11 protein-coding genes are annotated in these 13552 nt (G+C 69.2%); 2 read left to right on the top strand and 9 right to left on the bottom strand.

Annotation, left to right across the window (positions count from 1 at the left end):
- Complete coding sequence (locus tag J2739_RS26930; RefSeq protein ID WP_309907456.1) at positions 1-486, top strand: Hcp family type VI secretion system effector; 486 nt, start codon at positions 1-3, stop codon at positions 484-486.
- A 10-nt stretch (positions 487-496) separates the two neighbouring features.
- On the opposite strand, the gene J2739_RS26925 is transcribed toward J2739_RS26930, so the two are convergent.
- Positions 497-1261: a PP2C family protein-serine/threonine phosphatase gene (locus tag J2739_RS26925; protein WP_309907454.1), complete on the bottom strand. Its 765-nt coding sequence runs from the start codon at positions 1259-1261 to the stop codon at positions 497-499.
- A gap of 31 nt (positions 1262-1292) precedes the next feature.
- The gene (gene tagH, locus J2739_RS26920; protein WP_309907452.1) at positions 1293-2882 is read right to left on the bottom strand and encodes a type VI secretion system-associated FHA domain protein TagH; all 1590 of its coding nucleotides are present in this window, start codon (positions 2880-2882) and stop codon (positions 1293-1295) included.
- Positions 2883-2939: 57 nt separating this feature from the next.
- Between tagH and J2739_RS26915 the strand changes: the two genes are divergently transcribed.
- Positions 2940-3539 carry a hypothetical protein gene (locus J2739_RS26915; RefSeq protein WP_309907450.1) on the top strand — a complete coding sequence of 200 codons (600 nt, stop codon included), beginning with the start codon at positions 2940-2942 and terminating at the stop codon, positions 3537-3539.
- A gap of 2 nt (positions 3540-3541) precedes the next feature.
- Here the strand turns inward: J2739_RS26915 and J2739_RS26910 are convergent, their stop codons facing one another.
- From J2739_RS26910 to J2739_RS26880, 7 genes are read right to left on the bottom strand one after another with little or no spacing between them, the layout of a single operon-like run.
- The gene (locus tag J2739_RS26910) at positions 3542-3937 is read right to left on the bottom strand and encodes a DUF4150 domain-containing protein (RefSeq protein WP_309907448.1); all 396 of its coding nucleotides are present in this window, start codon (positions 3935-3937) and stop codon (positions 3542-3544) included.
- A 29-nt stretch (positions 3938-3966) separates the two neighbouring features.
- Positions 3967-4641, bottom strand: a complete 675-nt coding sequence (locus tag J2739_RS26905) for a DUF3540 domain-containing protein (protein WP_309907446.1) — start codon at positions 4639-4641, stop codon at positions 3967-3969.
- Positions 4642-4678: 37 nt separating this feature from the next.
- Complete coding sequence (locus J2739_RS26900; RefSeq protein ID WP_309907444.1) at positions 4679-5731, bottom strand: pentapeptide repeat-containing protein; 1053 nt, start codon at positions 5729-5731, stop codon at positions 4679-4681.
- A complete protein-coding gene (locus J2739_RS26895) occupies positions 5728-8334 on the bottom strand; it encodes a DUF2169 domain-containing protein (protein WP_309907442.1) in 2607 nt (868 codons plus the stop codon). The genes J2739_RS26900 and J2739_RS26895 overlap by 4 nt, the downstream gene beginning before the upstream one ends.
- A gap of 13 nt (positions 8335-8347) precedes the next feature.
- Complete coding sequence (locus tag J2739_RS26890) at positions 8348-11224, bottom strand: type VI secretion system Vgr family protein (protein ID WP_309907439.1); 2877 nt, start codon at positions 11222-11224, stop codon at positions 8348-8350.
- Positions 11214-12623, bottom strand: a complete 1410-nt coding sequence (locus J2739_RS26885) for a tetratricopeptide repeat protein (RefSeq protein ID WP_309907438.1) — start codon at positions 12621-12623, stop codon at positions 11214-11216. Before J2739_RS26885 ends, J2739_RS26890 begins: the two co-directional genes overlap by 11 nt.
- Positions 12614-13507 (bottom strand): M35 family metalloendopeptidase, encoded by an 894-nt coding sequence (locus J2739_RS26880; protein WP_309907436.1) that lies wholly within the window; start codon positions 13505-13507, stop codon positions 12614-12616. The genes J2739_RS26885 and J2739_RS26880 overlap by 10 nt, the downstream gene beginning before the upstream one ends.
- Positions 13508-13552: the final 45 nt, after the last annotated feature.

Raw genomic sequence — 13552 nt, 5'->3', positions numbered from 1 at the left:
ATGGCAGTAGACATGTTCATCAAGATCGGCCCCGTCGACGGCGAATCCTCCGATGGCAAGCACAAGAAAGACATCGACGTCCTGGCCTGGAGCTGGGGTGCGTCGCAGAGCGGGACCACGCACATCGGCACCGGCGGCGGGGCAGGCAAGGTGAGTGTCCAGGACCTGTCCTTCACCAAGTACGTCGACTCGGCCTCCCACGCCCTGCTGCTCGCCTGCTGCAAGGGCACGCACTACGACAAGGCCGTGCTGGTGGTGCGCAAGGCCGGCGACGATCCGCTGGAGTACATCAAGATCACGATGGAAGACCTGATCGTCACCAGCATCAGCACCGGCGGCAGCGGCGGCGAGGATCGCCTGACCGAGAACGTCACGCTCAACTTCGCCAAGGTGAAGTTCGAGTACGACCCGCAGACCAAGAAGGGCGGCGGCGAAGGCGTGAAGACTGCGGCGTGGAACATCGCGGAGAACGCGGCCTACGGTTGAGTCTCGCCGCTTATGGCATCGGCTGGGTCGTCTCGTCGTCCGCATGCGCCCACAGCGCGAGGGCGGTGTAGTTGTCCTGGCCCGGCTTGGCCAGGGCCCTGATCCGGGCGTCGAGCTGCTCGACCCAGCGGCTCGGCGTCGGCGAGGTCTGCAGCGTCTCCCGCAGCACCTCGTCGCCCAGCGCCTCCCAGACGCCGTCGCTGCACAGCAGCAGCACGTCGCCCTCGGCCAGGGGCATGGGCGCGGAGACCGTGATCTCCGGCGGTTCCTCCACCGAGCCCAGCGCCGACAGCAGCATGTTGCGCTGCGGATGACTGCGCGCGCCTTCCTCGTCGAGCATGCCGCCCGTCACCATCTGCTGCACCAAGCTGTGGTCCGTGGTGCGCGTCACCAGCGCGCCGGCACGAAACAGGTAGGCCCGGCTGTCGCCGCTGTGCGCCAGGGCGATCCGCTGCTCGTGCAGGTCGATGGCGGCGAGCACCACGGTCGAGCGCATCTGTGCCAGCTTGCCGCCTTCGGCCTGGCGCGCCACGATGTCGAGGTTGGCACGCACGACCAGCGCCCGCAGCAGCGCCGCGTCGAGGCCGGGAGAGGCGGCGAAGCCGTCCAGCACGCTGCCGCGGGTGATGGCGGCCGCGACGTCACCGCCGCCATGCCCGCCCGCGCCGTCGGCCACCAGGCAGGCGACGAAACGGCCATCGTTCCATTGCCCGAAGACGTCCTCGTTGTAGCGCCGGCTGCCTTGCCTCGACAGGGTGACGATCTCTATCTCCACGGCCCTCTCCTTTGTTCTTGGTTTTTCCCGATCAGCGTTTATCGGACTTCAGGCGCGCCATCTGCGCTTCGTAGGCCTCGAGGAAGGCCTTGCCGAACAGGGCGTGGAAATCGTCCTCCGCCTCGCTCGCGATGCCGCCGTAGAGCGCGATGAACTGGTCCCACAGCTTGGCCTTTCGGTTGGCGGCGAACAGGCTGTCGAGCGCCGACCTGGCCGTGATCTTCTTCTCCAGCTCGGCCGGCGCGAAGCGCTCGATGACCTGGGCCAGGGCCGCGCGCATGCCGACCATGACGCCGAACTGGTGCGCGCGCAGGTCGTCGAAGGCATCGCGCATCGCGGCCTCCGCCGGCATGAAGCCGCGCATGCCGGGGCCCAGCAGATGCGCCAGCGCGACTTCGGCCGAGGGCGAGAACTTGAGCGGGTTGTTCGCCTGCGCCGCGATCATCGTGACCTCGGCACGCAGCTCGCGCTTGAACTCCTGGCGCGTGAGCAGGAGTTGCAGCGTGCCCTCGGTGGCCGAGCGCAACAGCACGCCGATGCGCTCCATGAGCTCCGGCGTCAGCTGCGGCGGCGCCTGGTGCGTGCTGCCGAGGCCGCGCAGGAAAGCGGCCAGCAGCGCGTCGGGCGTGGCCGCGGGCGTTGCGGCGGGAGGTGTCGGCTGCGCGGGCGCAGCTTGCGGCACGGGCGCCGCGGGTGCGGCACGGATGGCCTCGCCGGTCATGTCGTCGAAGCGCGGCGGGGCTGCCGGCACCACCTCGCGCGGCGGCGTGTACGCGAACTGTCCGACCGGAAGATGGTCGCTGCGCGCCTGCGCCGCCGGTGCCGCCATGCCCTGCAGCGCCGCGAGCGGATCGGCCGACGAAGCGGTGTTGGGTTGGCGCACAGGGCCGGCGAGCGGCGAGCGTGCGAGCGGATCGCCGCCGCCGGTGCCGCCGAGGCCGAAGAGCTCGTCGATGCCGCTCCCCTTGGGCGCGGTGGACGACAGGCCGAGGTCCGAGAAGTCGTCCAGCGGCAGACCGCGTGCGGGCGTGGCCGCCGCGCCGCCCGAGGAAGGCGTGGAGGGCGTGGCGGGCGCAAGGAGGTCCGCGAAGGGGTCGTCCGCCGAGGCCGAGGGCGTCCGCCCGGCGCCGAGCGGATCGGGAAAGGGCCCGGCCGGTGCCGCCGATGCACGCACCGCCGCCGGCGCATCCGCGGGCGCGGCGGGTCCGAGCCCGGCCAGCAGGTCGGCGAAGGGGTCGTCATCGGCGGGCTGTGCTGCGAGCGCCTGCGCCTGGAGCGGTGACGCGGCGGCCGGTGCACGCCCCTGCGAGGTGAGCAGCTCCACCACCAGCTCGAAGCCGCCGATCACCAGCCGGTCGCCCTGCGACAGCGCGGCCTCGTGGCCCGCACCCAGCGGGTGTCCATTGCACAGCATCGGGTTGCTGCCGCGATCGACGATGAAGAAGCGGCCATCGCGGCACAGCACCTGCGCATGCACGCGCGAGACGGTGCGGTCCGGGTCTTCGAGCACCAGCGCGTTGGTGGCCGCGCGCCCGATGGTGCCGCCGTCGGCGCCGAACTGGGCAGCCAGGGCGCGCGGCGCGGGCGCACCCTGGTGGGAAATGACGGCGATGCGGATCACGAAGCGGCTCCTTCCGGGGCTTGAGGATACGACCGGATCGATCGTCTAATGGCTGCCATGCTTCGATCTCCCGTGCCGAGTTTCAAGGTCCACATCATGATCCTGGCGTCCCTCGCTGCCTATCTTTCTGCCTGCACCGGGCGCGTGCCCGAGCAGCCCGGCGACTTGCCGAATCCGAAGCTGGCGGAACTGATCGACAGCGCGATCGCGCGCGAGCTCGCCGCCATGGACCCGGCCGTGCTGCCGGGCCTGCTGCCGCAGGCGGGCGAGCAGGCGCGCCGATGGCTGCAGGAGATCTCCGAGGTGGTGGCGCGCTGCCGCTACGGGCCGGGCAGCAATTCCAAGTCGAACCTTCTCGAATACGACATCGTGCTGGCCACGGGCGAGCAGATCACGGGGGTCTACAGCGGCCAGCGCTGCTACTACCCCGTGGCCAAGCCGCTGGTGATGCGCGTGCGCTTTACGGGCGGCCAAGTGCGGGAGGTGATGACGGACGGGCGCGAGCGCGAGCGTCCGGTGGACGCGTCGCTGGGCGAGATCCAGCAGTTCGCCGAGCGCGTGCTGCGCGCCGACTGGAAGCGCAGCCCCGCGCGCTACTTCCGTGCGGCCAGGAGCAGCGACGACATCGCGCGCGAATGGGACGTGCGCAAACCCTAGCGTCATGGCGCCAGCAGCAGCAGCAAGGTCTGGCTCGGCACGGTGCGCACGCCCGGGCAGTTGGTGCTGTTCTGCAAGGAGCTGCTGGTCAGCCGCGTCGCCGGCATGCCCTGCAGCAGGACGGTGAAGGCACCGGTGAGGTGACGGCTCGGGCCCATGACCGTCCCCGACGCCACGCCCAGCAGCACGCCGGCGTTGTCGCCGTTGGTCATCGGAATGGTGGTGCCCAGGTTGTGCGCAGGCCCGCCCATCACGAGGATCGTGGGGCAGTTGGGGATGGCCATTGGTCCCATCGCGATGTTGGGATAAGGCACGGGGATGGGTGAAGGCGCGGCCGGCGTCATGCAGACGTCGGGGAAGCCCATGTCGGTGCCCATCAGCTGGCAATTGGCAAACATATCAGCGACTCCACGGGGTGGGTTTCATCTCAACCGAAGTGGATCTGCGCGCCGCGCGCCTTGACCAGCTCGCGCCCGTTGATCAGCGCATGCTCGCCCTCCAGGCGCATCAGCTGCTGAGCCTGCACTTCCACGTGGGTGGCGCTCACCTTGTCCATGCCGTCGGTGTGGCGCAGGTAGCTCTTGCCGAAGTGCTCCACCCTGTCGACCACGCTCGACAGCAGCGCGCCCACCATCTTGATGCGCGAGGCCACGAGGCTCAATTGCCGGGCCACCACGTCGGCGCTGTCGGTGGCCAGCGTGCTGCGGCGCGCGCTGGCGTCCAGCACCTCGGTGCGCAGCTCGATGCGGGCCGCATCCAGCGCGAGGGTGCCGTCTCTGACCTCGAGCCGCATGTCGCCATCGCAACGCAGCACCTGCGGCGTGCCCTCGTCGCGCTGGAGCACGGCGAGCACCCAGGTGTCTCGCGGCGGCGCCCGGAGGCATGCGACGCTGTCGCCGGCGGCCGGCGCCAGCAGGCAGCTCGCGGCGCGCGTGGCCGGCAGGCGCAGGCTGCCGCTTTGCACGACCAGCGCGCCGCTTTCGTCCGCGCTCACGGTGCCGATGAACCATTGGCCGGCGAGAGGCTGCTCCGAGGCCGCCTCGGGGCGCGGCGGACGGCGGCGCTTGCGTACGGGAACGGCAGGGGATAGGGGTTCGCTCATGGGGATAGCCTCGCGAAAAAATCAATGCGGCCCGGTGTCATGCGGCCAAGGGCTGCCAGCGCTCGGCGGCCTGCAGGTCGGGGTCGGTCTCGAGCGCGCTGGCGCGGTCGCTCATCAGGGCCTCGTCGGTGCGGCTGCCGTGCAGCACGGTGCGCGTCATTCGGGCACCGCGCAGATCCGCACCGCTCAGGTCGGCGTGCCGGAAGTCGGCGTGGCCGAGTTCGGCGTTCTGCAGCTGCGCGCCGCCGAGCACCGCGCCGGCGAAATGCGCCTGGTGCAGCTGGCAGCCATTGAAGCGCGACCGCGGCAGACGCGCGCCGGTGAACAGCGCCTGTCGCAGATCGGCGCCACTGAAGTCCACGCCCGCGCCGGCCGCGTCGCAAAAGAGCGAGGCCGGCGCGTTCGCCTGCACGAAGCGCGCACCGTCGAGCTGCGCGCCCTGGAAGTTGCACTGGCGCAGCCCCACGCCGCTGAAATCCGCGCCCGCCAGATCGGCAAAGGAGAACTGGCAGCCTTCCAACTGCAGGCCGTCGAAGGACTTGTTCTTCAGCGACGTGCGGAAGAAGCTGTTGCGCAGCATGCGCGCGCCCGCCCAGCTCAGCTGCGTGAGCTCGCATTCGCTGGTGGTGGTGTATTGCCAGCTCGTGCCGTCCAGGCATACGTCGAGCAGCGAAGACTGGCTGAGCAGCGCCGAATCCAGGCAGGCGGCGCGCAGCACCGCGTGATCGAGCTTGCACTTCGAAAGAGTGGCCATGGCCAGCATCGCGTCGGCCAGCTGCGCGTGGGCGAGATCGCACTCGGCGAACACCGCGCCGTGCAGGTCGCAGCGGCGCAGGTCGGCATGATCGAGCAGGCAGCGGTTGAAGACGGCGCGGCGCATCTGCGCGCCGGTGGCCAGCACGCCGCGCAGGTCGCACTGATCGAACACCGCTTCGCGCAGATCGGTGCCGCGCAAGTCGGCCTCGGACAGGTTCACGCGCGTGAACACGCCGCCGCCCAGCCCCAGGCGCGCGTAGCTGCCCTTGCTCAAGTCCTGGCCTTCGAGGGTCTCGCCCATGGAGACGGCCAGCGTGAGCAGCAACGGCGTCATGGCACGGCCTCCTGCTGCTCGCGGGTGAGGCGCGGCCAGGTGCGTGCACGGGTGAGCAGCGCGCCATCGAGCCGCGTGGCCGCGTCCAGGCGCACGCGGGCCAGGTCGGCACCGAACAGGTTGGCGCGCCGCAGGTCGGTGCCGCGCAGATCGGCATGCTGCAGGACGGCGTCGCGCAGGTTCACGCCCGAGAGATTGGCTCCGGCACAGTCGGCGCGGTGCAGCAGCGCGCCCTGGGCGTCGGCCAGCCGCAGGTCGGCACCTCGCAGTCGGGCCCCGGACAGGTTGGCGCCGGCCAGCAGCGCGCGCACCAGCCGCGCGCCACCCAGGTCGCTGCCGCCGAAGTTGAACCGCTGCAGGTCGGCGTCGCTGAAGTCCGCGCGCGCCAGCCCGCAGCCCTTGACCGCCACCGCGCCGGCCGCCTTCGCACCGTGCAGCATGACGCCCTCCATCCGGCAACCGACGAAGGTGCTGCCTTCCAGCACCGCGGCCCGCATGTCCAGGCCGGTCAGATCGCATTCGATGAAGTTGCAGGACGAGAGGCGCGCGCCCGGCCAGCGCATGCCTTGCAGGTCGAGCTTGTAGAAGGTCTGGCCTTCCAGATCGGCTTCGCTCCAGTCGCCCTCGCCCCACGTGCTTTCGAGCAAAAGGGCCTGGGTGAAACGGGCGCGGCGCGCCTGCGTGCCGGCGAAGCCGCAGCGCATGAGCACCGCCTCCGAGAAATCGGCGCCATCGAACACCGCGCCGGCGAGCCGGGCGCGACCGAGATTGGCCTTGCGGAAATCGGTGCCGATGGCGGTCGCGCCATCCAGCACCGCGTGGGCGAGCACGGCACGCTGGAACTTGGCGCCCGACAGATTGGCGCCGCGGAAGTCCACGCTTTCCAGCCAGGCTTCGCGCAGGTCCACGCCACGCAGGTCCAGCCCGGAGAAGTCCGCGCCGGTGAAGTCGGCGCCGAAGAAGCACCGGATGCCGGCCGCCACCGCCCGCGCCACCTCATGGCGCAAGCCTGCGGCCTCGGCCGCCGGCATGCGATGGGCCGGTGGTTGCAGGTGCGCGCCCTGCAGGTAGCCGGCGCGATGCGTTTCCGCGAGCACGTGGAGCTTGCGCATGAGCGGCGGCAGCTCGAGCGGCGGCTTCAGGTCTTTGGAGGCGGCCTGGATCTGCGCCAGCTGCGCCTGTGCATCGAAGGCCGGCGGCCCGCGATGGCTCAGCTCGGACAGCGGCACGCCCTTGGCGGCCGCCATCGCCAAGCCTTTCTCGAGCAGGCTGAGCGCGTCGTCCACCGCAGCCCATTGCTGCTGCTGCGCCTCCTTGAGCTTGGCCTCCAGGTAGGCCGGCAAGGCGTCGCCGGTGGGCGGCGGCTCCAGCGGCCGCATGCGGATGCCCAGCGCGTCCGGGTCACGGCCCATGGCGCGCACCTTCTCGCGCGCCATCTCCACATCGAGCTCGGCGCGCCGGTACTGCGCCTTGGCCTGCAGGCCCGCCATGGCGAAGGGGGCCTTGGCGTCCTCCACGGCCGGGTCTGCGGTGACGATGCCTTCGGGCAGCAGGTCGCTGTCGATCAGCGAATAGATGGCGCCCAGCGAAGGGTCGGCGCGGCGCGCAGCCGCTGCCAGGTAGTGCGCATCGTCGCGGGCCTGGCCGAGTCGCTCGACGGCGCCGAGCAGGCTCGCCACATCGGAGGCGTCGTCGGTGCCGACCTCGGCGAGGCCCTGGAAGATGGCGATGCAGCGCTCCGCATGCGGAAAGAACCACAGCGTGGTCAGGCGCAGCGGCACCTCGCGAATCCTGGGCTCGCCCTCGGGCATGGCATCGCCGACGAAGACGCGCGCGCGCAGCCCGGGCAGGCGCCCTTCGAGCAGCGGCCGCGTCGGGTGCATGTGCTGGAAGGAGAAGGTTTCGTCGCCCGCCAGCGGCGTGTCCATCCACTGGTCGGACGGGGCCAGGTTGAAATAGCGCCAGTCGGTGTCGGGCGCGAAGCCGGGCGCGTGCTGCTCCATGTAGTTCGCGTCGTAAGTGCCGCGGTAGGCAACGCGTTGCGGATGCATCGGGTCGAGCGCACCGAAGCCCGCCGGCGCAATGGCCTGGCCGGGTTGCCGCAGCCTGTCGCCCGGCAGTTCGAGGTTGGGCAGCGCCACCACGCCATCCTGTGCCAGGCGGCCGCGGCCGGCGGGGTTCGACGGGAAGTCGGGGCCGCCATAGGCACGCGCCCAGTCCAGCGGCATCGAAGCAAAGGGGGCGGGCGCGCCGGGATGCGCGCCATTCCAGCTGCGGTCGCCGAAGGCCAGCACGGTCTTCTCGCGCCCGCCCACGCGGGCCCGCACGGCGCAGGCGTTCTGGTGGGCGGGCTGGTCGGGCGGCGGATGCGCATGGCCGTGCACCAGGAATTCGGGCGTCAGCTTGGACACGCCCTCGTCGATCATCGGCTGCGCCATCTCCTTGGCCAGGAAGGCCCACATGGACTGCTCGGCCCACAGCGTGCCACCTTCGCCCTGGTCGAAGGGCAAGTGAAGGTAGGCGCTGATGCACAGGCCGAAGCGCTTGCGGAATTCGATGGGGCGCGTCGACAGTCCGAGCGCCTGCGGCTTGAGGACTTGCATGAGCGCGCTGCTTTCAGCCTCCGCCGCCACCACCGCCACCGCCACTACCACCGCCGCTACCACCCGAGCCGCCGCCGGTACTCGGTGGCGTCGAGGGCTGCGCGATGGGCGTGCCGTCCGCATTGGTCGAGGCGCCATCGCTGGCCAGCTGACCCGCGCCGATCGCATCGGCGCCGGTGAACAGCTCCAGGAACACCTGCAAGCCCGTGCCCACCACCGGCACCGCGCCCAGGATGCCCTGGTTGCGCCGCATGTTGGTGAGCATCGCCATCGCGCTCAGCCGACCCGCCAGGCCGCTCATGCCGGCCGCCTGCGCCTCGGCCGCGGCCTCGGTCAGGGCCTGCGCCGCGTCGGCGTACTGCTTGAGCGTCGCGGCGATATCGACGAAGGCGCTCCCGGCGCCGGCCACCGCGCCCAGTGCACCCGCCACCGCGGCGCCCGTGGCGGGGCCGCCGCCTCCGCCGGGCGAAATGGTCTTGAGCGGCGTGAGGTTGACGTCGGCCGTGGAGATCGACTTGATCTCCGGCGCCACGCAGTTGACGAGCTTCACTCCCAGCGTGTTCTCGATGAACACGCCGCCGTTGTTGCTCATGGCCAGCGCCAGTGCGTTCTCGATGTTCAGGCCCATGAAGGTCGAGCGGTTGATGCCGAGGTTGGCCTCGCTGTTGGTGCCGATGTAGCCGCTCGTGTTGGGCCCGAGGATGGTGGTGTTGGAGCCGATCGCCGTCTGGTCGATGTTGCCCACCGACATCAACTCGATCCCGGTGTTGCTCATCAGCCTGATCTTGTTGGCCATCAGGTTCAGCGGGCCGGTCGGTACCGTGATGTTCTTGGAGCTGGAACCCGTGACCATCCAGTCGATGTGCGCCGTCTCGAAGCTCATCGAGGCGGCCTTGTAGCTGAGCTTGCCCGTCACCGACACCGTCTGGTTGCCCACCACGGTATGCGATTCGCCGGCGCGGTAAGTGGTGGTGCGCGCGCCCACCACGTCGAGGACGCTCTTGCCGCCCACGGTGAGCGCATCGTTCGCGTCGACGAAGCTCGTCCGGTTGCCCACCACCTGGTTGTTCTGGTTGCCCTTGACGGTGTTCTTCTGGTCCACCACCACCATGTTGGTGTCGTTGCGCGTCACCGTGCTCTTGCGGTCGCGGTCCACCAGGCTGGTCTGGTCGCGCTTGACGGTGATGGACTGGTCCTGTCCCACGCTGGTGCCGTCGTCGCGTTCGACGCTCTTGCTCATGTCCAGCTCGGCGTGGATCGACAGCTTCTCCTCGCCCTTCTTGTCCTCGAACATGATCTCGTTGTAGTTGCCCGCGTTGCCGCCCGGCGTCGAGCGCGTCTTGAAGCCGCTCTGCGTGGGCGACTTGTACGGGATGGTCTGCTCGTCGTTGTAGACGCGCCCGACGACGATGGGCCGGTCGGCATCGCCATTGAGGAAATCGACGATCACCTCCTGCCCGATGCGCGGGATGAAGTAGCCGCCCCATCCCTTGCCGGCCCAGGGCTGCGAAACGCGCACCCAGCAGGTCGACTTCTCGTTGCGCTTCTCGCTGCGGTCCCAGTGGAAGTGCACCTTCACGCGGCCGTGCTCGTCCACGTGCAGCTCCTCGCCCTTGGGGCCGACCACGATCGCCGATTGCGGCCCGGGCATGGTCACGCGCGGCGTGAGCCGCGGCGGCTTGAAGGGCGCATCGAGCGGGAACACGGTCAGCAGGAAGGTGCAGATGCCGCGTTCGCCGGTGCGCATCTGCGGCGTGTCGTCCAGCAGCTCGTGCAGCACGCCGAGCGTGTCGGCGTTGACGGCGTCGTCGGCCAACGCCTCCTGCAGCAGCTGGCCGACCGTGCGCGGCTTCTCGCGAAACTCCAGCGCCTCGTAGCCGGGATGCGTCACGATGAAGGTGCAGGCGCCGATCACGTAGTCGCCGTCGCGCATGCCGTCGGGGTCGCCCTCGTAGCTGAAGCTGCGGCCGGCGGCCACGTCGGGCCAGGAGGTCAGCGCCCATTGCCGGTCGCGCCGTGCCACCAGCTCCTCGCCGCGGATCTTGGCCGTCTTGTCGGCATCGTCGCTCGAGAAGTAGCCGCCCGGATATTCGAAGACCTCGAGGCCGGCGAGCTCGTGCGTGTCTGAGGCGTCCATGTCGGCGCCCAGCTTCTTCTTGATGGCCTTGAAGTCGCTGTCGCGCGCCGAATGCTTGCCGGTGTCGAAGCGCCGCGCGCTGATCCAGCGCGTGATCTCGTTGAAGCGCCCTTCGCTCGCGGCATCGTCGACCCAGTGCAGTGTGCCGGTGACCGGAAGCTTCGCGTGCGCCACGTCGCTGCTGTCGGCCAGGTGCATGGTGCCCGGCGCGTCGTGCGCATCGAACCAGTAGTAGATGCCCTCGTCCTCCAGCAGGCGCGAGAGAAAGGCGTAGTCGCTTTCCTGGTACTGCACGCAATAGCGGCGCGCGTTGTGCGTGCCGAGGACGTTGTCGCTCTTGACCTTCTTGAAGCGCTTGACCGGGCTGTCTTCGAACACCGCATCGAGCACGTCGAGCACCGGCTTGTCCTGCTGGATCCAGGAGTTCTGGCGCTTGGTCAGCAGCCAGAACCAGGAGCGCAGCTGGATGCGGTACTCGAAATGGCGCCCCACCTGCGAGGTGCGCATGAAGCGCACCGCATGGCCTTCGCAATGGCGCTCGTGCTTGCCGCCGTCGGCGTCCAGGAACTCGATCGTCAGGTCGAAGGCACGGCCCAGGATGTCCTTGGCGTCGATCTGCTGGTTCTTCGACAGCACCGACAGCTCGTACACCGACGGCCGCGAGAGGCCCTCGTGGCCCACCACGCTCCAGAACATCAGCTCGCCGTTGACCGGCGAATCGCTCTTGAGGGTGAACTGGATGTCAGCGGCCATGGCTCATGCCTTCCCCGGAGGCCGGCTTCCTGCAGGACACCAGCCACCCCTCCACAGGCTTGAGGTTTTCCATGCGCAGGTGCACCGGCTCCAGGCCATCGACGGCCAGGCCTGCTTCCGCGAGCACCGCTCGCAGATAGCTTTCGCGATGGCTGTAGCGGCCGTTCGGGTTGAGCTGAAAGGCTGCGCCGGCAGGGCCGGCCGAGGCTTCCACGGTGAAGATCAGCCATCCCTGCGGCCGCAGCGCTTTCGCGGCCGCAAGTACGACGCAACGCAGGTCGCCGAAATAGCACAGCGTGTCGGCCGAAACGACGAGGTCGCAAGAGCCCGGGGCCGCGGCCTCGAGGAAGGCGGTGAGCTCCGCCTTGGTCAACGCGTCGTACACCTGGCGCGCCTGCGCCTTGGCCAGCATCCGCTCGGACAGGTCGACGCCTTCCAGCCGTCGCGCATACGGCGCCAGCAAGGGACCGCACAAACCGGTACCGCATCCGGCATCGAGCACGGCCAGCGCGCGCCGGGCTTCGCCCACGCGCTGCGCCACCGCCTGGGCGATCAGCGACGGGGCACGATAGTCGAGCATCGCGAGCTTGGCATCGAAGCTGTTGGCGAAGTCGTCGAAGAGGGTCTCCACATAGGCGTCGGGCGCTCGATCGGGCACCGCGTCGCCGGTGCAGGCCGCGAGGTGGTGCAAAGCCTCGGGATGGCCGGGGTCTTCGGCGAGCCAGTCGCGGTACACCTGCGCTGCATCGTCCAGCCGCCCCAGCATCTGGTAGGCCATGCCGAGCGCGTGGCGCGCCTTGACGAACTTCGGATTGACCACCAGCGCCTCGCAGCAGGCGGCGAGCGCCTCCTCGTGGCGTCCGAGGCCATTGAGCAGCCGGCCGAGGTTGGTGAACGCATCGGCATACGTGGGGTCGAGCGCGATCGCTCGCCGGTAGAAGGTCTCCGCTTCGGCCGGACGCCGCTGCTCCCGGCGCAGGACACCCAGGTTGTTCTGCACGTCCGGCCGGTCGGGCGCCAGCGCACAAGCGCGCTCGTAGGCATCGGCCGCAGCGTCGACCTGCCCGCTCTCCAGCAGCACGTTGCCGAGGTTGTTGTGCCAGTCGGGCACGGCGCCGTTCAGGGCGATCGAGCGGCGGATCAGCCCGAGCGCCTCTTCGCTGCGCCCGCGCTGGTGCTGCAGCACGCCCATGAAGTGCAGTGCGGCGGCATGGTCGGGCGCCAGCGCGAGGATGCGACCATAGACGCTCTCGGCATCGTCGAGCCCGTTGGCGCGGTGCATGGCGATGGCGAGCTTCAGGGCATCGTCGAGGCTCACCTCCTTCGCGCGCTCGTAGCCTTGGGGCGGCTCCAGGCGGTCGACGTGTTCGTCCGCCAACGGTGCTTCGTTCAGCTGCATTGCGCCCAATCCGGGTTGTAGCTGGCGGGGCTGACCATCTTTACCGCACCGCAGTACAGCGACACCGCCGCCCACGCATAGCTGTCGGCATTGTTGAGTGTTTCTGCGAGGCTGAGGGCTGCGTAGGTGTTCTCGTGCGCGTAGGCTTCGTCATCCGTATTGAAGTACTTGTGCGTTGCCTCGTGAATGACGATTCGCGCATAGCTCAGCGCCGAATAATCCTTGAGCCTCTCGAGTGAGACGTGAATCTCGCCATTGCGAAACCCGCTGATCGTGTTGGAGTAGTACTTGGCGTCTGTCGTGCGCCAGGTGTTCGCGTCGTACTTTGTCTTGGTGGGGCTCACGAAAGCCTCGGTAGTCAAATTGGCCGCCGCAGGATTGACAACTCCTCCGCTTTCGATGTCGCGACGGCTTGCATCGATGTCGATCAGATACACCCCCGTGTTGAGGTGAAAGCTCAGGCTCAGCATGTTCTGGCGAATCTTCTCCAGCACCCAACGGCGGTCCTTCTCGAAGACTGCGCGCGCCGAGAATTTCTTGTTCACGACGTTGTCCTTGAGCGTGCCGCCGGCGTCGTCGCCTGCAATCAGGTGAAAGTGCGCGGCCAGCACCTGCTGCATCAAGGCGGACTCCTTGCGGCGCAGCATCAGGATGGCGGCAAACTCATCGTTCACGCTACGCATGATGCGTGCGGCCAGGTTCGTCCCCGCTACCGCGGCCGCCTTCATGGCATCGCTCGGATAGTGGGTGGCCGAGGGGTACTTCTTGTACCCGATCATCAATTGCGACGACAGCACCTCCATGTGGTCGGTGAACCCTCGGCGCGGGTCCGCCGGCACGTGCGCGCCGATGGCCTTGCGCACGCCGACCTCGGCCTTGCGCACCAGCGTGCTGGGCTTGGTGAATCCAGTCATGTTGCGACTCCTTGT

This window comes from Variovorax soli, from assembly GCF_031454625.1.
In the GTDB taxonomy this organism is placed as follows: Bacteria; Pseudomonadota; Gammaproteobacteria; order Burkholderiales; family Burkholderiaceae_C; genus Variovorax; species Variovorax soli_A.
This window is presented reverse-complemented; position numbering and strand designations above follow the sequence as displayed.

Excerpts from the sequence above, each read along its gene's own strand:
- J2739_RS26930 (WP_309907456.1), top strand. The coding sequence starts at position 1 with ATGGCAGTAGACATGTTCATCAAGATCGGCCCCGTCGACGGCGAATCC.
- J2739_RS26915 (WP_309907450.1), top strand. The coding sequence starts at position 2,940 with ATGCTTCGATCTCCCGTGCCGAGTTTCAAGGTCCACATCATGATCCTG.
- J2739_RS26910 (WP_309907448.1), bottom strand. The coding sequence starts at position 3,937 with ATGTTTGCCAATTGCCAGCTGATGGGCACCGACATGGGCTTCCCCGAC.
- J2739_RS26905 (WP_309907446.1), bottom strand. The coding sequence starts at position 4,641 with ATGAGCGAACCCCTATCCCCTGCCGTTCCCGTACGCAAGCGCCGCCGT.
- J2739_RS26900 (WP_309907444.1), bottom strand. The coding sequence starts at position 5,731 with ATGACGCCGTTGCTGCTCACGCTGGCCGTCTCCATGGGCGAGACCCTC.
- J2739_RS26895 (WP_309907442.1), bottom strand. The coding sequence starts at position 8,334 with ATGCAAGTCCTCAAGCCGCAGGCGCTCGGACTGTCGACGCGCCCCATC.
- J2739_RS26890 (WP_309907439.1), bottom strand. The coding sequence starts at position 11,224 with ATGGCCGCTGACATCCAGTTCACCCTCAAGAGCGATTCGCCGGTCAAC.
- J2739_RS26885 (WP_309907438.1), bottom strand. The coding sequence starts at position 12,623 with ATGCAGCTGAACGAAGCACCGTTGGCGGACGAACACGTCGACCGCCTG.